Source organism: Pseudomonas shirazica, assembly GCF_015168335.1.
GTDB lineage: Bacteria > Pseudomonadota > Gammaproteobacteria > Pseudomonadales > Pseudomonadaceae > Aquipseudomonas > Aquipseudomonas asiatica.
Map to the genome: position 1 here is coordinate 4,974,067 of NZ_CP063456.1, position 24,024 is coordinate 4,998,090.

20 protein-coding genes and 2 tRNA genes are annotated in these 24,024 nt (G+C 62.3%); 16 read left to right on the forward strand and 6 right to left on the reverse strand.

The window, feature by feature from the left end:
• Positions 1 to 65: 65 nt before the first annotated feature.
• Positions 66 to 141, forward strand: a tRNA-Phe gene (locus IMX18_RS22975).
• A 138-nt stretch (positions 142 to 279) separates the two neighbouring features.
• Here the strand turns inward: IMX18_RS22975 and IMX18_RS22980 are convergent.
• A complete protein-coding gene (locus IMX18_RS22980; RefSeq protein WP_015268632.1) occupies positions 280 to 582 on the reverse strand; it encodes an addiction module antidote protein in 303 nt (100 codons plus the stop codon).
• A 243-nt stretch (positions 583 to 825) separates the two neighbouring features.
• On the opposite strand from IMX18_RS22980, the gene ppk2 reads away from it, so the two are divergent.
• Both ppk2 and IMX18_RS22990 read left to right on the forward strand, forming a co-directional pair.
• A complete protein-coding gene (gene ppk2, locus IMX18_RS22985; RefSeq protein WP_015268631.1) occupies positions 826 to 1,806 on the forward strand; it encodes a polyphosphate kinase 2 in 981 nt (326 codons plus the stop codon).
• Positions 1,807 to 1,863: 57 nt separating this feature from the next.
• The gene (locus tag IMX18_RS22990) at positions 1,864 to 2,307 is read left to right on the forward strand and encodes a hypothetical protein (protein ID WP_013970488.1); all 444 of its coding nucleotides are present in this window, start codon (positions 1,864 to 1,866) and stop codon (positions 2,305 to 2,307) included.
• Positions 2,308 to 2,486: 179 nt separating this feature from the next.
• Here IMX18_RS22990 and gabP read toward each other — a convergent pair whose 3' ends face one another.
• Positions 2,487 to 3,872 carry a GABA permease gene (gene gabP / locus IMX18_RS22995; RefSeq protein ID WP_013970487.1) on the reverse strand — a complete coding sequence of 462 codons (1,386 nt, stop codon included), beginning with the start codon at positions 3,870 to 3,872 and terminating at the stop codon, positions 2,487 to 2,489.
• A gap of 664 nt (positions 3,873 to 4,536) precedes the next feature.
• Between gabP and IMX18_RS23000 the strand changes: the two genes are divergently transcribed.
• The 5 genes from IMX18_RS23000 (at position 4,537) to IMX18_RS23020 (ending at position 8,847) form a co-directional block, all read left to right on the forward strand.
• Positions 4,537 to 5,310 (forward strand): ABC transporter ATP-binding protein, encoded by a 774-nt coding sequence (locus tag IMX18_RS23000; RefSeq protein WP_003257472.1) that lies wholly within the window; start codon positions 4,537 to 4,539, stop codon positions 5,308 to 5,310.
• 11 nt (positions 5,311 to 5,321) lie between these two features.
• Positions 5,322 to 6,077 (forward strand): ABC transporter substrate-binding protein, encoded by a 756-nt coding sequence (locus IMX18_RS23005; protein ID WP_015268630.1) that lies wholly within the window; start codon positions 5,322 to 5,324, stop codon positions 6,075 to 6,077.
• A 54-nt stretch (positions 6,078 to 6,131) separates the two neighbouring features.
• Positions 6,132 to 6,824: an ABC transporter permease gene (locus IMX18_RS23010; protein WP_015268629.1), complete on the forward strand. Its 693-nt coding sequence runs from the start codon at positions 6,132 to 6,134 to the stop codon at positions 6,822 to 6,824.
• A complete protein-coding gene (locus IMX18_RS23015; protein WP_015268628.1) occupies positions 6,824 to 7,513 on the forward strand; it encodes an ABC transporter permease in 690 nt (229 codons plus the stop codon). Before IMX18_RS23010 ends, IMX18_RS23015 begins: the two co-directional genes overlap by 1 nt.
• A gap of 128 nt (positions 7,514 to 7,641) precedes the next feature.
• A complete protein-coding gene (locus IMX18_RS23020) occupies positions 7,642 to 8,847 on the forward strand; it encodes a methyltransferase (RefSeq protein WP_217190241.1) in 1,206 nt (401 codons plus the stop codon).
• A 351-nt stretch (positions 8,848 to 9,198) separates the two neighbouring features.
• On the opposite strand, the gene IMX18_RS23025 is transcribed toward IMX18_RS23020, so the two are convergent.
• A complete protein-coding gene (locus IMX18_RS23025) occupies positions 9,199 to 9,474 on the reverse strand; it encodes a DUF3077 domain-containing protein (RefSeq protein WP_015268626.1) in 276 nt (91 codons plus the stop codon).
• Positions 9,475 to 10,038: 564 nt separating this feature from the next.
• Between IMX18_RS23025 and IMX18_RS23030 the strand changes: the two genes are divergently transcribed.
• From IMX18_RS23030 to IMX18_RS23040, 3 genes are all read left to right on the forward strand, one after another.
• Entirely contained in the window at positions 10,039 to 10,287 is a 249-nt protein-coding gene (locus IMX18_RS23030; RefSeq protein ID WP_015268625.1) for a hypothetical protein, read from the forward strand.
• A gap of 98 nt (positions 10,288 to 10,385) precedes the next feature.
• A tRNA-Thr gene (locus tag IMX18_RS23035) sits at positions 10,386 to 10,461 on the forward strand.
• 152 nt (positions 10,462 to 10,613) lie between these two features.
• The gene (locus IMX18_RS23040) at positions 10,614 to 10,820 is read left to right on the forward strand and encodes a DUF3079 domain-containing protein (RefSeq protein ID WP_015268624.1); all 207 of its coding nucleotides are present in this window, start codon (positions 10,614 to 10,616) and stop codon (positions 10,818 to 10,820) included.
• Between the two features lie 281 nt (positions 10,821 to 11,101).
• Here IMX18_RS23040 and IMX18_RS23045 read toward each other — a convergent pair whose 3' ends face one another.
• Positions 11,102 to 13,399 carry a TonB-dependent siderophore receptor gene (locus IMX18_RS23045; RefSeq protein ID WP_217190243.1) on the reverse strand — a complete coding sequence of 766 codons (2,298 nt, stop codon included), beginning with the start codon at positions 13,397 to 13,399 and terminating at the stop codon, positions 11,102 to 11,104.
• Positions 13,400 to 13,539: 140 nt separating this feature from the next.
• Between IMX18_RS23045 and IMX18_RS23050 the strand changes: the two genes are divergently transcribed.
• The 3 genes from IMX18_RS23050 to IMX18_RS23060 all read left to right on the forward strand — a co-directional run bounded on the left by IMX18_RS23050 (position 13,540) and on the right by IMX18_RS23060 (position 17,536).
• Positions 13,540 to 14,259, forward strand: coding sequence for a response regulator (locus IMX18_RS23050; RefSeq protein WP_054573664.1), 720 nt, complete (start codon positions 13,540 to 13,542; stop codon positions 14,257 to 14,259).
• A 1-nt stretch (position 14,260) separates the two neighbouring features.
• The gene (locus IMX18_RS23055; protein ID WP_100413109.1) at positions 14,261 to 15,628 is read left to right on the forward strand and encodes an ATP-binding protein; all 1,368 of its coding nucleotides are present in this window, start codon (positions 14,261 to 14,263) and stop codon (positions 15,626 to 15,628) included.
• A 240-nt stretch (positions 15,629 to 15,868) separates the two neighbouring features.
• A complete protein-coding gene (locus IMX18_RS23060) occupies positions 15,869 to 17,536 on the forward strand; it encodes an FMN-binding glutamate synthase family protein (protein ID WP_054573663.1) in 1,668 nt (555 codons plus the stop codon).
• Positions 17,537 to 17,653: 117 nt separating this feature from the next.
• Here the strand turns inward: IMX18_RS23060 and IMX18_RS23065 are convergent, their stop codons facing one another.
• Positions 17,654 to 18,973, reverse strand: a complete 1,320-nt coding sequence (locus IMX18_RS23065; protein ID WP_015268619.1) for an OprD family porin — start codon at positions 18,971 to 18,973, stop codon at positions 17,654 to 17,656.
• Positions 18,974 to 19,475: 502 nt separating this feature from the next.
• On the opposite strand from IMX18_RS23065, the gene IMX18_RS23070 reads away from it, so the two are divergent.
• Complete coding sequence (locus IMX18_RS23070; protein WP_217190245.1) at positions 19,476 to 21,554, forward strand: TonB-dependent receptor; 2,079 nt, start codon at positions 19,476 to 19,478, stop codon at positions 21,552 to 21,554.
• 516 nt (positions 21,555 to 22,070) lie between these two features.
• On the opposite strand, the gene aguA is transcribed toward IMX18_RS23070, so the two are convergent.
• Positions 22,071 to 23,177, reverse strand: a complete 1,107-nt coding sequence (gene aguA / locus IMX18_RS23075; RefSeq protein WP_054573395.1) for an agmatine deiminase — start codon at positions 23,175 to 23,177, stop codon at positions 22,071 to 22,073.
• A 279-nt stretch (positions 23,178 to 23,456) separates the two neighbouring features.
• Between aguA and rfbC the strand changes: the two genes are divergently transcribed.
• Positions 23,457 to 24,002 carry a dTDP-4-dehydrorhamnose 3,5-epimerase gene (gene rfbC, locus IMX18_RS23080; protein ID WP_015268616.1) on the forward strand — a complete coding sequence of 182 codons (546 nt, stop codon included), beginning with the start codon at positions 23,457 to 23,459 and terminating at the stop codon, positions 24,000 to 24,002.
• Positions 24,003 to 24,024 lie beyond the last annotated feature (22 nt).

Here is a 24,024-nt window from a genome sequence, read left to right on the forward strand (position 1 = left end):
TAATTTAAAATTTTTTCAAAAAGTCGTTGACGAGCGGTCTGAAAGTCTATTTAATTCACCTCGTCGCCCAGATAGCTCAGTCGGTAGAGCAGAGGATTGAAAATCCTCGTGTCGGCGGTTCGACTCCGTCTCTGGGCACCACCTTCAAGCTTCTGGTGGTTGCAAAGTTACCCGAAGCGACAACAAGAAACCCGCCTAGTGCGGGTTTTTTGTTGTCTGTCATTTTTGCTGGAGGCTTGGCAGTTACCTGCCGTTACTGCCCTTCCCGATCGCTAAACCTTACCCCGCCGCGCGCGGCAGCACCTCGGCATGAAGCCTGACCCCGAGGGCCGCCATCACCTTCATGATGGTCGCCAAACTCGGGTTACCCTCCGCAGACAACGCCTTATACAGCCCTTCTCGTGTCAGGCCGGTATCACGCGCCAACTGAGCCATACCCCGGGCACGAGCGATATCACCAAGGGCAGCAGCAAGCAGTGCTGGATCGTTTTCTTCAAGACAGGCCTCAAGGTAGAGGGCCATGTCTTCCTCTGTCTTCAAATGGTCTACAGCGTCCCATTTGGTCAGCTTGATATTTGTCATGGCGGCCTCCTAAAGGTCGCGTGCCAGCTTGAGGGCAGATTTGATATCGCTGGCCTGGCTGGTTTTATCGCCACCCGCCAGGAGGGTGTGCACATAAAAAAATGTGAACCACAGTTCACACTACATTCAATTTTTCGCTGTTTCGAACTGTTTGTGGAAGCGCCGTTGACCGATATCAAAGTGCCGCCAATCGCTCGACTTAAAATGCCAGATGGACATCCGACCCGACCCGCAAGGACCTCCATGAGCGAAGAATCCCCCCTCCTACTCCCCGCCCCCAGCGAGCCCGCCATCACCCCAGCCCGCACGCGCCGCCCACGCCAGCGCAAGCCGGAGCCGACGATCACCAGCATCAGCCAGCAACCTGCTGCACTGGAAGTCGCCACCGCCCCCAAGGGCAGCAACGAAGACAGCACCTCGGCCCGCTTGCCCACCAGCTACCCGTACCGCACCCGCATGCGTCGCCAGGACTACGAGAAGGCCAAGCATGCGCTGCAGATTGAGCTGCTCAAGGTACAGAGCTGGGTGAAGGAAACCGGCCAACGCGTGGTGATCCTGTTCGAAGGGCGCGATGCCGCAGGCAAGGGCGGCACCATCAAGCGGTTCATGGAGCACCTCAACCCACGCGGCGCGCGCATCGTGGCCCTGGAGAAGCCTTCCGAGCAGGAAAAAGGACAGTGGTACTTCCAGCGCTACATCCAACATCTGCCCACGGCAGGTGAAATGGTGTTCTTCGACCGCTCCTGGTACAACCGCGCCGGTGTCGAGAAGGTGATGGATTTCTGCTCGCCACTGCAATACCTGGAGTTCATGCGCCAGGCGCCGGAGTTGGAGCGCATGCTGTGCAACAGCGGCATCCTGTTGTTCAAGTACTGGTTCTCGGTGAACCGAGAAGAGCAGCTGCGCCGCTTCATCTCGCGCCGGGACGACCCGCTCAAACACTGGAAGCTGTCCCCCATCGACATCAAGTCGCTGGACAAGTGGGAGGACTACACCGCAGCCAAGGAGGCGATGTTCTTCCATACCGACACGGCCGATGCACCTTGGACGGTGATCAAGTCCGATGACAAGAAGCGTGCGCGGATCAATTGCATCCGGCACTTCCTGCATTCGCTGGACTACCCGGGCAAGGACCGCAGCGTGGCGCATGCGCCGGATGCGCTACTGGTCGGGCGAGCGTCCCACGGCTTCGAGGAAGATGAGGCAGAGCCGCAGGCCAGTTGAATCGGCGTGCCTGCTGCGCTTCAATACGCGCAATTTCCGCCCCACCAAGGATTCACCATGGCCACCCCAACCAAGCAACAGAAACGCGCCAAGCGCGCCGCCAGCAAGGCCAAGCAGAACCGCATGGTACGCAGCGGCCAGGCGGTCAAGGCCAGTGCCGGTGACAGCGCCAGCATCGAGCAGGTGTACAACAAGGCCATGGAGTCGGGCAGCTACGACCCGCTGTTCAAGAAGATGAAGGAAGCCCAGGAAGGCGGCCTGGTACCGATGATTTCGGTGTTCCTGGTAGACCCTCTGCTGGCCCTGGTGCTCAAGGGGCACAAGGAAGAGCACGCCACCGATTACATCGTGCTGGTGTTCAATGCCTACCGCAAATGGCTGGATGGGGCCGACGAAGAAGCCACCATGGCCTGGCTGGAGAGCGATGAGTTCCAGGCCGCCTACGTGGCGGCTTCGGAGCTGGTTGCCAAGCAGCAACAGCAGCAGAAGCAATTTGGCTGACAGGGCTGTGTAGCCTGCCCGGGCCCTATCGCCGGCAAGCCGGCTCCCACAGGTACACCCCAGGCTTAAAGGCAATGCCGTCCCTGTGGGAGCGGGCAAGCCCGCGAAAGAGCCGGAACAGGCAACAAAAAGGCCGCGCCCTTCACAGGACGCGGCCTTTTCATTTCAGCCAGCGCGGGTCAGTTATCCAGCGCCACCCGCCCGGCAGCTTCACGCTTGCGGTGCACCAGCAAGCCAGCCGCCACCACACCAATGCTCAGCAGCGCGGTCGCGATGATTTCGGCGCGGTGGTCCTCACGCAGCGCCATTACCACCAGAATGGCAATGATGAAGGCAATGGTCGCCCAGGTAAGGCCCGGGAACAGCCACATCTTGAAGGTGATCTTCTCGCCGCGTGCCTCACGCTGGGCGCGCATGCGCAGCTGCGATACGGCAATCACCAGGTACACCAGCAGCGCAATGGCACCAGAGCTGGCCAGCAGGAACTCGAACACCTGGGCCGGGGCCACGAAGTTGGCGAACACACAAAGGAACGCTGCTGCGGTAGACAGCAGAACCGCCACATGCGGGGTAGCCGACTTGGTGGTGCGCTGGGCAATGGCCGGGGCGTCACCACGCTTGCTCAGCGAGAACAGCATGCGCGACGAGGTGTACAGCGCCGAGTTCAGGCAGCTGGTCACGGCGATCAGCACGACGATGTCGACAATCAGCTTGGCATTCGGCACGCCGATGCGGCTCAGCACGGTCTGGTAGGAACCGGTCTCGGCCAGGGCCGGGTCGTTCCACGGTACCAGGGCCACGACCAGAAAGATCGACACCAGGTAGAACAGGCAGATACGCCAGATCACCGAGTTGGTGGCGCGGCTGATCTGCTTGCCCGGGTCCTTCGACTCGGCAGCGGCAATGGTAACGATTTCGGTACCCATGAACGAGAACATGGTGGTCAGCATGGCTGCCAGCACCGCGCCCAGGCCGTTAGGCATGAAGCCCTGGGTGTCGAACAGGTGGCTGGCACCGCTTACCTGGCTACTCGGCACAAAGCCGAACAAGGCAGCACAACCCACAGCGATGAAGCCGATGATCGCCAGAACCTTGAGCAGAGCGAACCAGAACTCGAACTCGCCGTAGTTCTTCACGCTGCACAGGTTGGTCAGGGTCAGCGCCAAGGTGATGACCAGGGAGAACGCCCACAGGTCGACCGCAGGGAACCAGGCATGCAGGATGGCCGCTGCGGCGTTGGCCTCCAGCGGAATTACCAGCACCCAGAACCACCAGTACAGCCAGCCAATGGTGAAACCGGCCCAGCGCCCGATGGCGCGGTCGGCATATGTAGAGAACGAACCGGTGTCAGGCGAGGCGACAGCCATTTCACCCAACATGCGCATCACCAGCACGACCAGCGTACCGGCGGCAGCGTAAGCCAGCAGCACGGCTGGGCCGGCAGCAGCGATGGCGTGGCCGGAGCCAACGAACAGGCCGGCACCGATGACGCCAGCGATGGACAGCATGGTCACATGCCGTTGTTTGAGCCCCTGAGCGAGGTCATTGGAATTGTTACCGCTCATTAAAACTACCTTTGTAAGGAGTGGACCACTCCGACTGCGGTTACGGAGCGCGCCTGGGGTTGACCCGGGCGTCGCTGCAATCGGCGGTTTCCTGCTGGCAATAAGCGCGCCATGTGCAGAATACATTCGTCAGAAATGCCGACAGGCCTTTTACCGCGCGGTTTGGAGGGCTTTCGGCCAATGGCTGACCGAAAGGCCACCAAATCATCGGATTACTGAAATACCCACTTACAAACGCACCAAAGGCGCTCCCCGGTAACACCTGTGCACCGCTGCAATGCAAAAAAGTGCAACCTGGAGGTACAACCTAAAGACCTGACCGCACCCGTTCGCGGGCATGCCCGCTCCCACAGGTCAGGTGCAACCATTTGAGCTTTTCAAAGAACCTGTGGGAGTGGGCGTGCCCGCGAAAGGTCTAAAACCGCTTCCATGAGCGGGCCAAAGCTGGCACCATCGCGCCTTTTTTCATCAAGGCTCTGGTGCTGGGCGACACCTTCGCGGACATCCGCGCGACGTTGCGCTGCAACGATGCGACAAACTGCCCCACCAGCGCCCCGAGTCCCCAGCGACCCTGTTGGCCGTGATAATGCCGCTATGCTAGCGTGGCGCACGCCAGGAAGGCCGCCAACAGCTGGGAACGCACCCGTACACATGAGGACCGCACATGGCTCAGGCCACGCCCGCGCTGGAAATCCGCAATCTGCACAAACGCTACGGCGAGCAGGAAATTCTCAAGGGCATTTCGCTGACCGCACGCGACGGTGACGTGATCTCCATCCTGGGGTCGTCCGGCTCCGGCAAATCCACCCTGCTGCGCTGCATCAACCTGCTCGAAAACCCGCACCAGGGCGAAATCCTGGTTGCCGGTGAAGCCCTCAAGCTCAAGGCCGCCAAGAACGGCGACCTGGTCGCCGCCGACAACCGCCAGATCAACCGCCTGCGCAGCGAGATCGGTTTCGTCTTCCAGAACTTCAACCTGTGGCCGCACATGTCGATCCTCGACAACATCATCGAGGCGCCACGCCGCGTGCTCGGCCAGAGCAAGGCCGAGGCCATCGAAGCCGCCGAAGCCCTGCTGAACAAGGTCGGCATCTACGACAAGCGCCACAGCTACCCCGCCCAGCTTTCCGGTGGCCAGCAACAGCGCGCCGCCATTGCCCGTACCCTGGCCATGAAGCCCAAGGTCATCCTGTTCGACGAGCCAACTTCGGCGCTCGATCCGGAAATGGTCCAGGAAGTGCTAAACGTTATCCGCGCATTGGCCGAAGAAGGCCGTACCATGCTGCTGGTGACGCACGAGATGAGCTTTGCCCGCCATGTGTCCAGTGAAGTCGTCTTCCTGCACCAGGGCCTGGTCGAAGAGCAGGGATCGCCGCAGCAGGTCTTCGAGAACCCGACCTCGGCGCGTTGCAAGCAATTCATGTCCAGCCACCGCTAACGGAGCAATACATGCACACTTACAAGAAGTTCCTCCTGGCAGCTGCTGCCACGCTGGTGATGTCGGCCAACGCCCTGGCCGCAGAAAAACTGCGCATGGGTATCGAAGCCGCCTACCCACCGTTCAACAACAAGGATGCCAGCGGTAACGTGGTCGGCTTCGACAAAGACATCGGCGACGCCCTGTGCGCCAAGATGAAAGTCGAATGCTCGGTCGTCACCTCCGACTGGGACGGCATCATCCCGGCCCTGAACGCCAAGAAGTTCGACTTCCTGGTGTCGTCGCTGTCGATCACCGACGAGCGCAAGCAGGCCGTGGACTTCACCGAGCCGTACTACTCCAACAAGCTGCAGTTCATCGCGCCGAAAAACGTCGACTTCAAGACTGACAAGGCCTCGCTCAAGGGCAAGGTAATCGGTACCCAGCGCGCCACCCTGGCTGGCACCTGGCTGGAAGACAACTACGGTAACGACGTAGAGATCAAACTGTACGACACCCAGGAAAACGCCTACCTCGACCTGGTTTCCGGCCGCATCGACGGCATCCTGGCCGACAAGTACGTGCAGTACGAGTGGCTGAAGAGCAAAGACGGCTCGAACTTCGAGTTCAAGGGCGAGCCAGTGATGGACAGCGACAAGATCGGCATCGCCGTTCGCAAGGGTGACACCAAGCTGCGCGACGACCTGAACAAGGCCCTGGCAGAAATCAAGGCCGACGGCACGTACAAGAAGATCAACGACAAGTACTTCCCGTTCAGCATCGAATGATCCGCCCCGACCGGCGCGCCCTTGCGGCGCGCCAGTCCCTAGAATGACCTGCCCATGAATATCGACCTGCACGGATTCGGTCCGGCCATGATGGCCGGCACCCTGATGACCGTAAAACTGGCGCTTTGCGCCTTGCTGCTGGGCCTGGTCCTGGGCCTGCTCGGCGCCCTGGCCAAGACTTCCGCGACCAAGCCGCTGCAATGGCTTGGTGGCTTCTATTCGACCCTGGTTCGCGGCGTGCCCGAACTGCTGTGGGTACTGCTTATCTATTTCGGCACCGTCGGCTTGATGAACGCCCTCGGTGAAGCGCTGAACATGCCGGGCCTGGAGCTCAGCGCGTTCGCTGCGGGCGTGATCGCCCTGGGCCTGTGCTTCGGCGCCTATGCCACCGAAGTGTTCCGTGGCGCCATCCTGGCGATCCCCAAGGGCCACCGTGAAGCTGGCCTGGCGCTTGGCCTGTCCAAAGGCCGCATCCTGTCGCGGATCATCCTGCCGCAAATGTGGCGCATCGCCCTGCCCGGCCTTGGCAACCTGTTCATGATCCTGATGAAGGACACCGCCCTGGTGTCGGTAATCGGCCTGGAAGAAATCATGCGCCACGCACAAATCGGCGTGACCGTGACCAAAGAGCCGTTCACCTTCTACATGGTCGCGGCCTGCATCTACCTGAGCCTGACCATCATTGCCATGACCGGCATGCACTTCATGGAAAAACGCGCCGCTCGCGGCTTTGCGAGGGCTGAATAATGAATTGGGAAGTCATCATCAAATGGCTGCCACGCCTGGCCCAGGGTGCGACCCTGACCCTGGAGCTGGTAGCCATCGCGGTGGTTGCCGGGTTGATCCTGGCCATCCCGCTGGGCATCGCCCGCTCCTCGCGCCATTGGTATGTGCGCGCGGTGCCGTTCAGCTACATCTTCTTCTTCCGTGGCACGCCGCTGCTGGTGCAGCTGTTCCTGGTCTACTACGGCCTGGCGCAGTTCGACGCGGTGCGTTCGAGTTCGCTGTGGCCGTACCTGCGCGATCCGTTTTGGTGCACCGTGCTGACCATGACCCTGCACACTGCTGCCTACATCGCCGAGATCCTGCGCGGCGCGCTGCAGTCGATCCCCAAGGGTGAGATCGAGGCGGCGCGGGCGCTGGGCATGTCGCGAGGCAAGACGCTGTTCTACATCATGCTGCCACGCGCCGCGCGCATCGGCCTGCCGGCGTACAGCAACGAAGTGATCCTGATGCTCAAGGCCAGCGCCCTGGCCAGTACCGTGACCCTGCTGGAACTGACCGGCATGGCCCGTACCATCATCGCCCGCACCTACTTGCCGGTAGAGATCTTCTTTGCCGCCGGGGTGTTCTACCTGGTGATCTCGTTCGTGCTGGTGCAGGGCTTCAAGCTGCTGGAGCGCTGGTTGCGCGTGGATGCGTGCCAGGGCCGCTGAGACCTCACTGACTGCTTCGCGGGCACGCCCGCTCCCACAGGTGTAGCGCCTACCTTGAATGTGGCGCTATACCTGTGGGAGCGGGCGTGCCCGCGAAGAGGCCCTCAAAACCACCACACATCCTTGCCATGCCCAACCACCTCCACAGCCCCCACCTAAGCACCCGCTTCCAGGCCCTCGACCAGTTCCTGATCGAGCACCAGCAGCTGTGGAAACCCCGCCCCTTCACCAGCCTGAAGCTGGCTTGGGAAACCGCCCACCCCGAGCTTGCCGCCCACCTGCGCCAATGCTCCCTGGCAGACGCCGAAACCGACACCACCGCTGCCCCGTTGCCCGCCCCATTCCCGCAACTGGCCCAGCAAGCCCGACAGCTTTCGGCACTCGGCAACCTCCCGGAAACCGACCTGCCCCCCGCCGCGCACCGCCTCGACGTAGCCGTCCCCGGCCGCAAATGGCAGCAGATCGAAGCGTTCGCCAGCCACCTGGCCTTCCGCGAACAGCCCCGTCACTGGCTGGACTGGTGCTCCGGCAAAGGCCACCTGGGCCGCCGCCTGCTGCAACCCGGCCAACAACTGACCTGCCTGGAATACGACGCCGAACTGGTCGCCGCCGGCCAGGCCCTGAGCGCGCACCACCACTTGCCGGCGCAGCATGTGCACCAGGATGTGATGGCCAACGACAGCGCCCGCCACCTGGCTGGCGACAAAAGCGTGGTTGCCCTGCACGCCTGTGGCGACCTGCATGTGCGCCTGATGCAACTGGCCAGCCAGCAAGGTTGCCGACAACTGGCCGTGGCGCCCTGCTGCTACAACCGCATCGCGGCGCAGCAATACCAGGCGTTATCCACAGCCGCCCAAGCCTCCGGCCTGCGGCTGTCACTGGACGACCTGGGCCTGCCCCTGAGCGAAACCGTTACCGCCGGCGCCCGTGTGCGGCGCCAGCGCGACACCTCGATGGCCCGGCGCCTGGGCTTCGACCTGCTGCAACGCCAGCAGCGCCAGACCGACGAGTACCTGCCGACACCGTCGCTACCCGTGGCCTGGCTGGAGAAGCCCTTCGAGCAGTACTGCCGCGACCTGGCCGAACTCAAGCAATTGCAGCTGACTGGCAACCCGGACTGGGCTGCCCTGGAAGCCGCCGGCTGGCAACGCCTGGCCGAGGTCCGCAACCTGGAGCGCGTGCGCAAACTGTTCCGCCGGCCGCTGGAGCTGTGGCTGGTACTCGATCGGGCCCTGTTCCTCGAAGAACAAGGCTACAACGTGCGCCTTGGCTTGTTCTGCGACTACCCACTCACCCCGCGCAACCTGCTAATCCTTGCCGAACGCGACCGTTAGCCGCAGCACAACCTGTGGATAACTCTGTGAACAAGCTTGTGATTACCTGTTGGATCCAAGCGCTATTTCAAGCGTTTGGCTTATTCCGGCTTGCGCGTCAAGGCCAGTAAAAACAGGCGTTTGCGCAAAGACCGGCGGTGTATCGATCCGGCATGCCTTTCGCGCACGTCGCCGATGCCACTTGTGCATAAACATTTCTTGTGGTTGGCGCAAGCATTGTTTGCACGGCCTTTGTGGGTTCTTTTTCTTGCTCAGAAATCTGCAGGTTTACGCGATTCCTGTGGGAGCGGGCGTGCCCGCGAACACGGGCGAAGCCCGTGCCATGCGATGCGGTACCCGCTCCTACGACTTTCAATGCACCTTGTTCTTGGCAATCTCGATATCGTTCATCAGCGCCTTGGCCATGTCGCACAGATAATCGGCGGCGCCCAGGAATTTATGGTCATCCTCCATATCCCCCTCGCGCACCAGATGCTTGATGTAGCCCATCAGGATCGAGACATGCTCATAGGCAGCATCGACGGGGACGCCAGGCTCCACGCGTAGCAGATTGAGGGATGGGTTACCGGCTGCGAGGAAGGTTTCCACGCCTGCGGTAGTGATGGGTTCGATGATGGTTTTCTTCATGGCATAAATCCTTACTCGAGGAGGGGACTGCCAGAAATCTTTCTCACGGATTTGGGTGGCAGCCGTACGCGGGGTGAGAAACCGGTCGAATAAGGAAGCCCGGCCAGACCGAAGTCTGCCCGCGTACGGCCACCATAAATGGGTAGCGCTTATTCGATCAGGGTTCTCACACCCGGTCGCCAGAGCGACCCGAAAACGGTATCCGTGAGCCATTTCCCCGACAACAGCGATACTTCGGCGGCGCGCGTAGGATAGTTCCGAAGCCACCAACCCCTGAAGCTGTTAGCCCTAAAGTTCAGAATCTTCGTACAGCTGATGGCCTATTCGCGGGCGCGCCCGTTCCCACAAGTACTACACAGTTTCAAGGCTTGTGGAGATCCTGTGGGAGCGGGCAAGCCCGCGAATAGGCCATCACAAGCAACACAAAGCTAATGCCCGACCGCCGCAACGGTGTATCATCCGCCGCCCCAAATGATTAAAAAGTGACGTCGCGCGCTACCCGCCAGCCCCGCGACCTTCTGGCGTTGCGCCAGAACCGACAATGGACTAACGGACCCGACCATCGTGACCCAAGCCAAGCCCCTCGCCCTGCTGACCCTCGCCCTGGCCCTGACCGGCTGCGCCAGCGGCACCGCTCCCCACCCCACCAGCAGCCTGGGCTGGAACCACCCCGGCATGCAGCTGGGCGGCGACAACGGCCTGCCCCTGCGCACCGAAAGCCCCTGCCGCAAGCGCGGCTGCGACAACGACAAGCTGTTCTTCAACCCGGGTAAAACCGAGCCAAGCGTCACCACCATCCATCGCGGCTGGTAGGAAAATTCTTCTTTCAGGTCGGTGACTTAGGTCATTTGCGAACATTCGCAACGAAGTGGTTTACAGGCGCCAACCGATCGTTATAATGACGCCCCATTGCCGGTATAGCTCAGATGGTAGAGCAACTGACTTGTAATCAGTAGGTCCCGGGTTCGATTCCTGGTGCCGGCACCATACGCAGTATCAAAATAGGCTCACCGAAAGGTGGGCCTTTTTTGTTTCCAGCACGCTCTGCATGATCCCTTCCCCCAAGATTGATCTCAATCAAGCCTGACGCCGGCACGCAGCTTAGCCTGAGATCAGTCAGCCCTTGAGGGAAGGAAACCATGGCCAAGAAATTCCCCAAAACCCCCAGCCACCCGGAGCGCATCTGCTGGGGCTGCGACCTGTACTGCCCGGCCAAGTCATTGGCCTGTGGCAATGGGGCGAGTCGGACCATGCACCCAGCGGAACTGTTTGGCGAGGACTGGGACAGTTTCGAGGACCGGCTGGAGAAGCCGGTTGATCGCCAGCAAGAGACTGGCCCTAGGTGAAACAGGGCAGCTTTGCGGCCCATAGCCGGCAAGCCGGGCTCCTACAGGTACAGCGCATGCCTTGAGGCCGATGCGGCCCAGCGAATGAGGTGCTGCGGTGGATGGCACGGGCTTCGCCCGTGTTCGCGGGCGCGCCCGCTCCCACAGGGATCGCGCCACCTGTTAGAAATTGAGCACGGCAGTTGCTACCAACGGGGCGCGCCGGATTCAAGATGTGCGCTGTATATGTGGGAGCCCGGCTTGCCGGCGATGGGCTGCGCAGCAGCCCCAGGTGCGGTTGATCAGAACGCTGTGCTGACCGTCAGCGACAGGTTGCGTGGGTCACCATAAATTGCCCCGGCATAGAACCCGTAGCGGGTGTAGTAGTGCTTGTCGAACAGGTTGTTGGCGTTAAGGCTGACGCTGGTGTCGTCGGTCAGCTGGTACTTGGCCATGGCATTCCAGATGGCATAACCGGACCAATTCACGTCAGTGGCACCGGTGCTCACACCATTGCTCGGCTGGCCTGCCGGGCTGGAGATTGCGCGGATGTTGCTCTGCGCAGTAACCCCGGCGCCCAGGGTCAGGCGGTCGAGAGGGCCGGAAAGGCGGTAGGTGGTCGAGGCCTTGAACAGGTGCGATGGGTCGCTGCGGCCGTCGCTGTCGACGCGGCGGAAGTGCAGGTAGGTGTAGCCGGCGTACACGTTCCAGCTGGGGGTCAGGGCGCCGGCGATTTCCAGGTCGATACCGTCGGTTTCCTGGCCGGAGCCGGCTTTGTAGGCGTCGCCACCGGTGGGCGTGGTCAGGTCGCCGTCGAGCACTGCCTTGTTTTCCTGCTTGGTGCGGAAGTACGCCGCCGAGGCGTTCAGGCGGCCATCGAACCACTCTCCCTTGATACCCGTCTCGTAGCTTTGCCCGCGAATCGGCTCGACCTTGCTGCCGCTGCTGGTTTCAGCGGTTTGCGGGGTGAAGATGTCGGTGTAGCTGGCATACAGCGAGTAGTTGTCGTTGAGGTCGTACACGGCCCCCAGGTACGGGGTGACGATGCCGTTCTCTTCCTGGCTGGTACGTGCGCCAGCCACGCTGCGGGTGGTGGCCGAGTAGTTGCTGGTGCGCACGCCGAGGATGACCGACAGTGGGTCGGTGATGCTCAGGCGGGTTGCCGCGTACATGCCCTGCAGGCGGGTGGTGGTCTTGCTGTGGCGGCCGGTGCGCGAGGCGATGATGTTGTAGTCGTCATCCACGCCATTGCGCCAGTCGGTCAGCGGGAAGCCGTTGTTGGCGCGGAACTGGCAACCCAGCGCAGGCGCACTGGCCATGCCGTCGCCAACCATGGTGCAGGTGTATTCCGGCGACCAGGCCACGGTGCGGCTGTCGTTGTAGCCAACCATCGCCTGGTGGGTACGGCCGAACAGCTGGAACGGGCCGGACAGGTCGATCTGCGCCGACTGCTGGGTGGTGTCGGTGGAGCTGTGCAGGCCGTTGAGCACGGCGCCGCTGCCATCCTGGTCCCAGTAGCCGCCGTAGCTGCCACGGCCCGCCGAGTTGACCTTGGCCAGGCCGCGGTGGTTGAGGGTTTCGGCGGTGCTCTGGGCGGCTTTCAGGTCCAGCGTCCAGTCGTTGTCGAAGCGGTGCTCCAGCGAGCCGAACGCGGTGCGGGTGGTGTACTCGCCAAAGCTCCAGCTGGGTACCACGTTGGTGCTGCGCGGCAGGTCGGTCTTGCTGCCATCGCTGTACCAGATCGGGATGTTCGCACCCCAGCCACCGCCAACAATCTTGTTGTACTCGTACTGGTAGCCGGCACCAAGGGTGGTGGCGTCGTCCAGGTCGAACTCGAAGTTGGCCAGCGCGGCGCGGGAGCGCTCGGACTGGTTGTCGCGGAATGAGTTGGCGTCCTGCTGGGTCATCACGAAGCGCGAACGCAGGCGGCCGTCTTCGGACAGCGGCAGGTTGAGGTCGGCGCCCAGGCGGCGCTTGTCCCAGCTGCCGTAGGTGGCATAGGCACTACCGCCGAACGTCCTGGTCGGTGCCTTGCGGATCAGGTTGACGGTGGCCGACGGGTCGCCGGTACCACCCAGCAGGCCGTTGGCGCCGCGCACGATGTCGATGCGCTCGTACAGGTCCATGTTCAGTGCGTTGCCGCCGCCACTGAAATCGGACCCGCCCTGGAACTGCAGGCCATCGACCTTCCAGTTGCTGATCGAGTAACCACGGGCACGGTAGTCGGTACGCCCGCCCACTTCGGACTTGCTCGCGGTCACGCCTGGGGTGGTTTCCAGCGCTTGCTCGATGGTGTGGATGTCGTGGTCATCCATCTGCTGGCGGGTAATGGTGGTGACCGACTGCGGCGTCTGGCGCGGCGTCAGGGCCAGGCCGGTGGAGCTGCGGGTGCTTTCGACGGTGTAACCCAGCTGACCAGCTTCGTCGGCAGGCAGCAGGGCGCTGTCTTCGATCTGCGTGGCCTCCAGTTCCAGGGGCTTGCTGTCGGCAGCCATCGCGCCACCGCTGACGGCCACGGCAATGAACAGGGCCAGCGGTTTGAGGCGTGTGCCGCCTCGGCTGATGGAGGGGAAGGCGTTCGGGGTGCTCTCGGAGTTCATTTGGGAAGGCTTCGTATTTGCAGATGATTTTTTGTTAGGATTCTAGGGATCGGCCCCCCCGGCTCCAGACCCGGCTTGTACGGGGATGTAATCGAACGTAACGAGCGCCACCGGCCCTCACCGAACAGGTGTTTTTCTGCATGAGCACAACTTTGCTTGTTGTCGACGATGACGACGAGATCCGCGAACTTCTTTGTGATTACCTGACAGATGCCGGCTATAACGTACTGGCAGCGGCTGACGGCGAGCAGATGCGCGAGCAACTGGCCCGGCACAAGGTGGAGCTGGTGGTGCTGGACCTGATGCTGCCGGGCGAAGATGGCCTGAGCCTGTGCCGCCAGCTGCAAGCCACGCCGGGGCTGGCGGTGATCATGCTGTCGGCCAAGGGCAGCACGCTGGACCGCATCATCGGTCTGGAGGTGGGTGCCGATGACTACCTGGCCAAGCCCTTCGAGCCACGCGAGCTGATCGCCCGGATCAAGGCCGTGCTGCGTCGTCCGCAACGCCTGGATGCGCCCGCCGAAGAGCCGGTAGAAGATGCCCAGCTGTTCGCCGGCTTCCGCCTGGAACACGTGAAACGCCTGCTCACCCGCCCCGATGGCGAGACCCTGACCCTGCCCCGCTCCGACTACCGCGTACTGCGCGAGCTGCTGGAAGCCAACAACCGTGTGGTGTCCCGCGACCAGCTGACGCGCAGTGCGTTCGGCCGCGACCACCTGCCAGACGACCGTTCGGTGGACATGTGCGTCAGCCGCCTGCGCCAGCACCTGCGCCACGCGCCGGCGGGTGCCGCGCAAATTCTCACTATCCGCAACGAAGGCTATTTGCTGAGCATCGCCGCCAACGGGGCCGATGCCTGACATGCGCTGGCTGCGCCGGCTGTGGCCACGCACGTTGTTCGGCCAGTTGCTGCTGATAATGGTCAGCGGCACCGTGCTGATCCAGTTGATGTCCAGCAGCATCTGGTTCGATGTGCGTTTTGCCCAGGTTCTCGAGGCCCCTGTCCGGCTGATTGCCGCACGCAGCGCGCCGTTGATCGCCCAGGCTGACTGCCGTGCCGGTGCATTGCAGGCGCCAGCGCATTACCAAGTGCGTTGCAGCGAAGCCCTGCCCACGCCGGTGCAGGACGAGCGCCGCGGGCGCAGGCGTGTCGAGCTGTTGCTGCACCAGGCCCTCGAGTACGAGTTGGGGCATGCCCAGGACGTGCGCCTGATGAAGGTGCAGCTGACCGACGAACAGGGCCAGCCGATCGTCTGGCGCAGCCTGTTCGGCCTGCGCACGGCCCAGGCGCATCTGCAGTTCGCGGTACCGTTGGCCGATGGGCATTGGCTGACCATCGAGGGCCAGGAACTGCAAGGCTGGAGCGGCGAGTCGGCCTGGGTGCTGATCAGCGATTACCTGTTGCGGGTGTATGCGCTGCGCATCGTCGCGGTATTGCTGGTGTGCCTGATAGCCGTGCGCCTGTGCCTGCGCCCGCTGCGGCGCCTGGCCGATGCCGCGCGCGGCCTGGGCAGCAACCTCGAGCAGCCGCCCTTGGCGCTGGATGGCCCGGAGGAAGTGCGCCAGGCGGCCCAGGCCTTCAACGCCATGCAGCAGCGGCTGATCGCGATGGTCAACGACAAGGCCTACTTCCTGGCCGCCGTATCCCACGACCTGCGCACCCCGCTGACGCGCATGCGCCTGCGCCTGGAGCGCCTGCCGGACGACGACAACCGGCAGCGCCTGCGGCAGAACATTGCGCAGATGGACAACATGATCGGCCAGGTGCTCGATTACCTGCGCGCGGGGGAGCAACAGAACTTGCAGCAGGTAGACCTGGACCGGCTGGTGGTGCGCCAGTGCGCGGAGCTGGCCACTGCCGAAGAGCCGTTGCCGGTGCATGGCCAGGCGGGCAGCCTGCGGGTCGATGCCCTGCTGCTGCAGCGCTGCCTGCAGAACCTGCTGGTCAATGCGTTGCGTTATGCCAAGGAGGTTTCGGTCACGCTGGAACAGGCGAGCACAGGGGTGTTCATCCATATCGATGACCGCGGCCCGGGGATTGCGCCGAGCCTGCTGGCGACCATCATCGACCCGTTCGTGCGTGGTGAAGGGTCGCGCAACCAGGCGTCCGGGGGGTATGGGCTGGGGTTGAGCATCGCCCAGCGGATTGCTGCCAGCCATGGGGGCGAGTTGCTGCTGGCGAACCGCGAGGGGGGTGGGTTGCGGGTCAGCGTGTTGCTGCCTCGCTAACACTTTTGTGGAGGAGGGACTGTGCCGCCTGTGCTGGCCTCATCGCCGGCAAGCCAGCTCCCACCGGAACTGCGCATGGCTTGAAATCGGTGCGGTCGAGGTGGGAGCAGGCTTGCCGGCGATGAGGCCAGCACAGGCAACACAACCACAATCAGGTAACAGTCTTTTACCGATTACCCAGGTTTTCCCCTCCCCGCCTTTGCCTATCCTATGCCCGGTCATCCTGCCTGCGATGGACCCATGAAACACTCTCTACCCAGCCGCTACGCCTGCCTCGCCCTCTGCCTGCTGTTCACCTTCGCCAGCCTGCCGCTGCTACCCCAGCATGCCTGGCTGTGGCCGTTGACACTGATCACCGCGCTGCTCAGCCTGGTCGGCCTGAACGACCTGCGGCAAAGCCACCACGCCGTGCGCCGCAACTACCCGATCCTGGGCAACATCCGCTACCTGATCGAAACCATCCGCCCGGAGATCCGCCAGTACCTGATCGAGGGCGACGACGACAAGCTGCCGTTCTCCCGCTCGCAGCGCTCGCTGGTCTACGCCCGGGCCAAGAACGAAAGCGCCGAGAAGGCCTTCGGCACCCTCAACGATGCCTACAAGCCCGGCTTCGAGTTCATCAGCCATTCCATGCTGCCAGTGGCCACGCCAGACCCGGCATCGTTCCGCATCGCCATTGGCGGGCCGCAATGCCGCCTGCCCTATTCGGCATCTATCTTCAACATCTCGGCCATGAGCTTCGGCGCCCTCAGCGCCAACGCCATCGCTGCCCTGAACCGCGGTGCACGCATGGGCCGTTTTGCCCATGACACCGGCGAAGGCAGCATCAGCCCGTACCACCGCGAACATGGCGGTGACCTGATCTGGGAAATCGGCAGTGGCTACTTCGGCTGCCGCACCGAGGACGGCCGCTTCGACCCACAGCGATTCGCCGAGCAGGCGCGCTCGCCACAGGTGAAGATGATCGAGATCAAGCTCAGCCAGGGCGCCAAGCCGGGCCACGGCGGCATCCTGCCGGGGCACAAGGTCAGCCCCGAAATTGCCGCAACCCGTGGCGTGCGCGTGGGCGAAGATTGCATCTCGCCAGCGGCGCACAGTGCCTTCCGCACGCCAGTCGAGTTGCTGCAGTTCGTGGCCAGCCTGCGCGAGCTGTCGGGCGGCAAGCCGGTGGGGTTCAAATTCTGCCTGGGCCACCCTTGGGAGTTCATGGGCATTGCCAAGGCCATGCTGGCCACTGGCATCACTCCAGACTTCATCGTCGTCGATGGCAAGGAGGGCGGCACCGGTGCGGCGCCACGCGAGTTCAGCGACAACATGGGCGTGCCGATGCGCGAGGGCCTGATGTTCGTGCACAACACCCTGGTCGGCCTGAACCTGCGCGCCGGCATCCGCATTGGCGCGGCGGGCAAGATCGTCAGCGCCTTCGACATCGCCAGCGTGCTGGCCATCGGGGCGGACTGGGTCAACTCCGCGCGCGGCTTCATGTTCGCCATTGGCTGCATCCAGTCGCAGAGCTGCCATACCAACAAATGCCCGACCGGCGTGGCCACGCAAGACCCGCTGCGCCAGCGCGCCCTGGTGGTGCCGGACAAGGCCGAGCGGGTGGCCAGCTTCCACCGCAACACGCTGCATACGTTGGCCGAAATGTTGGCTGCCGCGGGCCTGGAGCACCCTTCGGAACTCAAGCCCAAGCACCTGGCGCGGCGTATCAGCCCTAGCGAAATCGGGCTGTTCTCGGACCTGCACACGTTCCTCAAGCCGGGCGAATTGCTCAGTGGCTCGATTGAAAGCGAGTTTTATGCGCGGATGTGGCGGATGGCGCGTAGTGACAGCTTTGCGCCGGAGACTGGGGAGGGAGAGGTGAAGGTTGTTGGTGTGCGGCGCAGGGAAGTGGTGGAGACGGCTTGAAAGCCGGGGGCCGCTTTGCGGCCCTTTCGCGACACAAGGCCGCTCCTACAGAATCGTGTGGGAGCGGCCTTGTGTCGCGATGGGCTGCAAAGCAGCCCCTAGGCCATCAGATCAGGATCAGAAGATGCTGATCGGGTACTCGACGAATACGCGGACTTCGTTGCCGTCGTCGTTGTAACCGTTCTGCTGCACGGCGTTGTTGGTCCGCACGAACGAGCTACGCAGCTTGATCGACAGGTCCTTGGCCGGGCCATCCTGCACCACGTAACGGATCTGGTTGAAGATCTCGCGCTCTTTACCTTCACCGAAGCCCTGCGGGTTGTCGACGTTGCGGGTGTTGATGTTGTCACCCACCACGTAGGCCAGCTTGTAGGTCAGGCCCGGAATGCCGTAGGCACCGAAGTCCAGGCCGTAGCCCAGCTGCCAGGAGCGCTCGTCTTCGGCGTTGAAGTCGGACCAGTACGAGTTGGCCAGGTAGATGGTCGAACCACCGTCACCCACGCCACCCTCGTTCTGGTACCAGCCGTAGTTGTAGCCGGTGCTGCCGGTGCTGCGCTGGTGGGCGATGGTGAACGAGTGCGCACCGAACGCGTAGGTCGCTGCCAGGCTCCAGATGGTGTTGGAGTCGCCGTTGAGTTTGGCGCTCTTGACGAACTTGTTGTCGATGTCCGACTTGTAGCCGTTGAAGTCCAGGGTCAGGGACTGGTCGTTGGCAATCGGGAAGACGTAGTTCAGGCCCAGGTAGTGCTTCTTCATCACGTCTTCGTTGTCGGCGGTGTACAGCGAAGCGGTGAAGTTGTCGGTGAACTTGTAGCTACCACCGAGGACGTTGATCGACTTCAGGCCACCACCGTCACGGCGCTCGGCGCTCTTGCGCGCTTCCTGGGTGAAGCGGCCGGCGTTCAGTTCCAGGCCCTGGATCTCTTTGGAGGTGATCAGGGTACCGGTGAAGCTTTCTGGCAGCAGACGGGCGTCGTCGTACTGCAGCACTGGCAGTGCCGGCATCTGGTCACCGTACTTGAGCACGGTGTTGGAGATGCGGAACTTCACTGCAGCGCCACCACGGGCCAGGTTGTGCGGCGAGTTGGCGTTGCCGTTCTCGTCCTTGAAGTCCGAAGGCTTGAAGAAGTCGACACCGGCGCCACCGTTGTGGCCCTTGCCGCCATCCAGACGCACGGCGTACAGGCCGAATGCATCGACGCCGACACCGACGGTGCCCTGGGTGAAGCCGGAGGAGAAGTTGGCGATGACGCCCTGGCCCCATTCGATCTGGTCGTCGGTGCCGTGCTTCTTGTCACGATTGATGTAGGCGTTACGCAGCAGGACGTTGGCGTGGCTGTCCTCGATGAAGCCTTTGCTGTCGGCCTGATCATTGGCCTGTGCCTGGGTCGCGGCGATCATCGCCAGGGCGACCAGGCTGATCCTGGTTTTCAACATGTTGTTTTCCTTATTTCTTAATCAAAAACGCTCTGCAATATGACGCCAGGAACCAACGCCCCTTCGTAGGTTCGACGCTATGCGGATCCAGACTGGAAGGCCTGCCGGAAATCACACGGCGGCCTCTGGCAGCAGCATGGCCAAGATCATGGCCAGCAGGCGTTGGCCGAATCCTAGCCGTGTGCGATTACAAATGTCAAAAAGTCGTGAAATGCAGGTTGATATAACCAAAATCGCGCGCTTGCCTGGTGCATTTCCATGCAGGTTTGCGCTATCAGCGGACAATTTATCTCGTGTGAGAAATAGCCTTTTGATCGAATGGACAATTTCCTGCGAGGGCTTTCGCAGCACAAGGCTGCTCCTACAGGGAAACGCGGCGCGGTGGAGACCGTAACAAACTGACACAGATGTAATGACAAGCCTTTACAAATACTCAAGCAATAGCAAATAACAAGCATTACCATCCGCATCTCTTTTTCACCTGCTCGATCCGGATGTGCCCATGCTTGTACCCTGCCGTCTTTCACCCCTGACGCTTGGCCTGTCGCTGCTGTTCGGCGCCAGCCTGGCCAGTGCCGCCACCACCACCCTGCCGGAACTGTCGGTAACCGCCGACAGTGAGCGCGAAGAGGACAACCCGCGAGTCAAGGAGGTAAGCACCGCGACCCGCACCTCGACGCCGGTACGCTATGTGCCGCAGGCCATCGACACGGTAAAGACCGTCAACGTGCTGGATTACGGCAGCAACACCCTGGGCAAGGCGCTGGAAGGCATCCCCAACGTCAGCAGCGGTGCCGACACCCGCTTCGACAGCGTGCGCATCCGCGGCTTCGAAGCCAGCAACGACTTCTACCTGGACGGCATTCGCGACGACAGCCAGTACATCCGCGACCTGCATAACATCGAGCGGGTCGAAGTGCTCAAGGGGCCGGCAGCGGTGCTTTATGGCCGTGGCAGCCAGGGCGGTATCGTCAACCGGGTGAGCAAGGCGCCGGAGCACGGCCGCCGTTCGAGCATCGAGGCGCAGGCAGGCAGCGAAGACCTGCACAGCCTGTATGCCGACCTCAGTGCCGACCCCAGCGACACCGTCAGCCTGCGCCTGAACATGGGCAACCAGGACAACAACAGCTTCCGCGACGGCATCGACGGCAACCGCCAGCTGTTCGCCCCGTCGATCAGCTGGCAGGTCACCCCCGACCTGAACTGGCTGGTGCAATACGAATACAGCCGCTACAACCGCACCCCGGACCGAGGCATCCCCGGGGTCAACGGCCGCCCGGCCGATGTCGGCCGCAGCACCACTTATGGCGACACACAGCGCGACTATATCGACGACCGCGCCCAGTCGCTGCGCTCGCGCCTGAACTATCAGCTGAACGAAACCTGGCAGTTGCGCCATACCCTTGGCCTGTTCAAGCTCGACAGTGAGTTCGACAACACCTACGTCACGGGCTACGACGCCAGCACCGACACCTTGACCCGCCAGCGCTGGCAGCAGGACCTGAACACCAGAAACCTGTTCAACACCCTGGAGGCCGAGGGCGACTTCGACACCTTGGGCCTGGAGCACAAGCTGTTGCTGGGCCTGGAGTTCGGCAACCAGAAGCGCGACCCGGTGCTGTACAAAGCGGTCGACCAGAAACTCCAGGGCCTGGGCAAGCCCGGCCGCAACCAGCAGCTCAATGGCCCAATGACGTTGTTTAGTGACAACCATACCGTGGTCGATAGCCGCGGCCTTTATCTGCAAGACCAGATCCGCCTGAACGATCAGTGGCAGGTTCTTGCCGGTGTACGCTTCGACCAGTTCGACGTGCAGACCACCAACAAGGATGGCGTGCGCGAAACACAGGACAGCAACAGCACCAGCCCACGCTTGGGTGTGGTCTATACACCGTGGCGCGACCATTCGTTCTACGCCTCGTGGAGCAAGACCTTCTCGCCGGTTGGCGGCGGGCTGATCGGCATCACCCCAGGCGCAAAAGGCAACGGTAACGACGCCAAGCCGGAAGAAACCCGTCAGAAGGAAATCGGCGTGAAGAGCGACTGGCTCGACCAGCGCCTGACCACCACCCTGGCCATCTACGAGCTGGAGCTGTACAACCGCCGCACCCGCGACCCGCTTGTCCCGGAAAACATCTTGCTCAGCGGCATGCAGCGTTCGCGCGGTATCGAGCTGACCGCCACCGGCAACATCGTTGGCAACTGGTACGTGCGCGGTGGCATCGGCCTGCAGGACGCGACCATCGTCAAGGACAACAACGGCCAGGAAGGCAACCGCATCAATGACGTGGCCAAGCGCAACGGCAGCCTGTTCGTGACCTGGAAACCGGAACTGGGCTGGTACGCCGAAACCGGCCTGACGTTGGTAGGCGAGCGTTATGCGGACAACCAGAACACCACGGTGCTGCCGGGGTATGGCCGCTGGGATGCACTGGCGGGGTACCGCACGCATGACTGGGATGTGCGGGCGGCGCTGAGCAACATTGCCGACAAGACCTACTACAGCTCGGCGACCAGTGCGGCGCAGATCCAGGTGGGTGACCCGCGCAGCCTGGTGGTGACTGGCAGCTACAGCTTCTGATCTTTAATGCCTGTGCCGGCCCCTTCGCGGCTAAAGCCGCTCCCACAGCTACCCCACATGCATCGAGCCCAGTGGGGTACCTGTGGGAGCGGCTTTAGCCGCGAAGGGGCCAGCACAGGTTGAAGCAATCGATCAGTGCCACACCGCCATCAGCGCCTGCATTTCTGCTTCGCTGATCAGCCCTTGGGGGTATCGTCCGGCAAGCAGACGTCGTGGGTCGGTCGTCCTGACCCTGATGCTTCCATGGTGTTTCAACCACTTCGCCACAAGTCTGAGCGATTGGTGATTCACTGCCGATGGGCGCAAAGCCGACTCACTTGCTGCATTCATTTCTACACGTACTCCCTGGCCCGTGAGCGGCTAATCTACGTAAGGATTGTTACAGATTCGAGAGCTCAGCATGGCCGAGCTATCTGTCTGAAAAACAATACAAAACATATGCCAGTACAGGCCTGCGGACGGCCCCTGGAAACAAAAAAGCCCGTCATGTGACGGGCCTCTTCATTCACCGTGCGCTCAACGCTTGAACGGCGCCGGCTGCTGCTGTGTCAGGCAGTGGATGTTGCCACCGCCCAACAGCAGCTCACGACCAGGGATCATCACCACCTCGTGGTCGGGGAAAATCTTCGCCAGGATCGCTCTGGCCTCGGCATCTGCCGGGTCGTCGAAGCTAGGCGCAATGATGCCGCCGTTGACGATCAGGAAGTTCACGTACGAGCCGGCCAGGCGCACCGATGGGTCACGCTCCTGGCTGCCTGCCACCTGATCGACCCCGGCGCACTCTTCGGCAGTAGCGAACAGCGGGCCCGGGATCGGCATTTTGTGCACGATGAACTCGCGGCCCTTGGCATCGCGGGTGTTCTTCAGCACCTCCATGGCGGCATGGCAGCGTGCATAGTTGGGGTCGTTGGAATCATCGGTCCAGGCCAGTAACACTTCGCCCGGGCGCACGTAACAGCAGAAGTTGTCGACATGGCCATCGGTCTCGTCGTTGTACAGGCCATCCGGCAACCAGACCACGGTGTCCACCGCCAGATGATCGCGCAGCACCGCTTCGATCTGCTCGCGGTTCAGGTGCGGGTTGCGGTTGCGATTGAGCAGGCATTCTTCGGTAGTAATCACCGTGCCTTCGCCGTCCACGTGGATCGAGCCGCCCTCGAGCACGAAGCCTTCGGTGTGGTAGCGCTGGCAGCGCTCCATTTCCAGGACCTTGGCCGCCAGCTCCTCGTCACGGTTCCACGGTGCGTACAGGCCGCCGTCGAAGCCGCCCCAGGCATTGAAGCCCCAGTCCACACCACGCACTTCACCCTGGTCGTTGATGACGAAGGTCGGACCGGTGTCACGCACCCAGGCATCGTCATTGCTGATCTCGACCACGCGAATGTTCGGCTGGTCGAGCTGGCGGCGGGCATTCTCGTACTGGCCAGCGGAAACCGCGACGGTTACCGGCTCGAAGCGGGCAATGGCCTTGGCCAGGGTCACATGGGCAGCCTGCGCCGGCTTGCCGCCCAGGCGCCAGTTGTCCGGGCGCTCCGGCCAGACCATCCACACCTGGGTTTGCGGGGCCCACTCGGCGGGCATGTGGAAACCATCGGCACGGGGAGTGGAGTTGAGGGTTTTCATGATTGACCTCTGTGATGGCCCTGAGCCGGACTGTGCTGGGGCGTTTGTCAATTTATAACCGATATATATCGATATTTGAAGCCCGATAATCGGGAAAATCATGAGCGATCAAGGAAATTAAATCGATAAGAATCGATACAACCCCAACCTTGGCCGAGGAGCGAAACGGCACGACATCTACCATAGCCAGCCCTTGTGAATGCCGTTGAAGCCCGAGGCGGAAAAAACGGCCAGACCGGCTAGGGTCAATACATGAGCAGAACGGGCCAGCGAACCGCCATGAACATCATCCCTACCGCGATCCCTGAAGTACTGATCATCGAGCCGAAGGTTTTCGGTGACAGCCGTGGTTTTTTCTTCGAGGCATTCAACGCCCGCGAGTTCGCCCGGCAAACCGGCGTGAAGGCCGAGTTCGTCCAGGACAACCACTCGCGCTCCATCAAGGGTGTGCTGCGTGGCCTGCACTACCAGGTGGAAAACACCCAAGGCAAGCTGGTGCGCGTGGTGCAGGGGGAAATCCGTGATATTGCCGTGGACGTGCGCAAGAGCTCGCCAACCTTCGGCCAATGGGTCGCGGTGCAGCTGTCGGCCGACAATCATCGCCAGTTATGGATTCCACCAGGCTTTGCCCACGGCTTTGCGGTGATGAGCGAGTCGGCCGAGTTCCTCTACAAGACCACCGACTACTACAACCCGGGTGCCGACCGCTGCATCCGCTGGGATGACCCGACGCTGGCCATCGACTGGGGGCTGCAGCAGCCACCGGTGCTGTCGGACAAGGACAAGCTCGGCCTGCCGCTGGCAGAGGCGGAACTGCTACCTTAACTAGCGCATAATTGCGGCAGAC

Excerpts from the sequence above, each read along its gene's own strand:
- IMX18_RS22980 (WP_015268632.1), bottom strand. The coding sequence starts at position 582 with ATGACAAATATCAAGCTGACCAAATGGGACGCTGTAGACCATTTGAAG.
- ppk2 (WP_015268631.1), top strand. The coding sequence starts at position 826 with ATGAGCGAAGAATCCCCCCTCCTACTCCCCGCCCCCAGCGAGCCCGCC.
- IMX18_RS22990 (WP_013970488.1), top strand. The coding sequence starts at position 1,864 with ATGGCCACCCCAACCAAGCAACAGAAACGCGCCAAGCGCGCCGCCAGC.
- gabP (WP_013970487.1), bottom strand. The coding sequence starts at position 3,872 with ATGAGCGGTAACAATTCCAATGACCTCGCTCAGGGGCTCAAACAACGG.
- IMX18_RS23000 (WP_003257472.1), top strand. The coding sequence starts at position 4,537 with ATGGCTCAGGCCACGCCCGCGCTGGAAATCCGCAATCTGCACAAACGC.
- IMX18_RS23005 (WP_015268630.1), top strand. The coding sequence starts at position 5,322 with ATGCACACTTACAAGAAGTTCCTCCTGGCAGCTGCTGCCACGCTGGTG.
- IMX18_RS23010 (WP_015268629.1), top strand. The coding sequence starts at position 6,132 with ATGAATATCGACCTGCACGGATTCGGTCCGGCCATGATGGCCGGCACC.
- IMX18_RS23015 (WP_015268628.1), top strand. The coding sequence starts at position 6,824 with ATGAATTGGGAAGTCATCATCAAATGGCTGCCACGCCTGGCCCAGGGT.
- IMX18_RS23020 (WP_217190241.1), top strand. The coding sequence starts at position 7,642 with ATGCCCAACCACCTCCACAGCCCCCACCTAAGCACCCGCTTCCAGGCC.
- IMX18_RS23025 (WP_015268626.1), bottom strand. The coding sequence starts at position 9,474 with ATGAAGAAAACCATCATCGAACCCATCACTACCGCAGGCGTGGAAACC.
- IMX18_RS23040 (WP_015268624.1), top strand. The coding sequence starts at position 10,614 with ATGGCCAAGAAATTCCCCAAAACCCCCAGCCACCCGGAGCGCATCTGC.
- IMX18_RS23045 (WP_217190243.1), bottom strand. The coding sequence starts at position 13,399 with ATGAACTCCGAGAGCACCCCGAACGCCTTCCCCTCCATCAGCCGAGGC.
- IMX18_RS23050 (WP_054573664.1), top strand. The coding sequence starts at position 13,540 with ATGAGCACAACTTTGCTTGTTGTCGACGATGACGACGAGATCCGCGAA.
- IMX18_RS23055 (WP_100413109.1), top strand. The coding sequence starts at position 14,261 with ATGCGCTGGCTGCGCCGGCTGTGGCCACGCACGTTGTTCGGCCAGTTG.
- IMX18_RS23060 (WP_054573663.1), top strand. The coding sequence starts at position 15,869 with ATGAAACACTCTCTACCCAGCCGCTACGCCTGCCTCGCCCTCTGCCTG.
- IMX18_RS23065 (WP_015268619.1), bottom strand. The coding sequence starts at position 18,973 with ATGTTGAAAACCAGGATCAGCCTGGTCGCCCTGGCGATGATCGCCGCG.
- IMX18_RS23070 (WP_217190245.1), top strand. The coding sequence starts at position 19,476 with ATGCTTGTACCCTGCCGTCTTTCACCCCTGACGCTTGGCCTGTCGCTG.
- aguA (WP_054573395.1), bottom strand. The coding sequence starts at position 23,177 with ATGAAAACCCTCAACTCCACTCCCCGTGCCGATGGTTTCCACATGCCC.
- rfbC (WP_015268616.1), top strand. The coding sequence starts at position 23,457 with ATGAACATCATCCCTACCGCGATCCCTGAAGTACTGATCATCGAGCCG.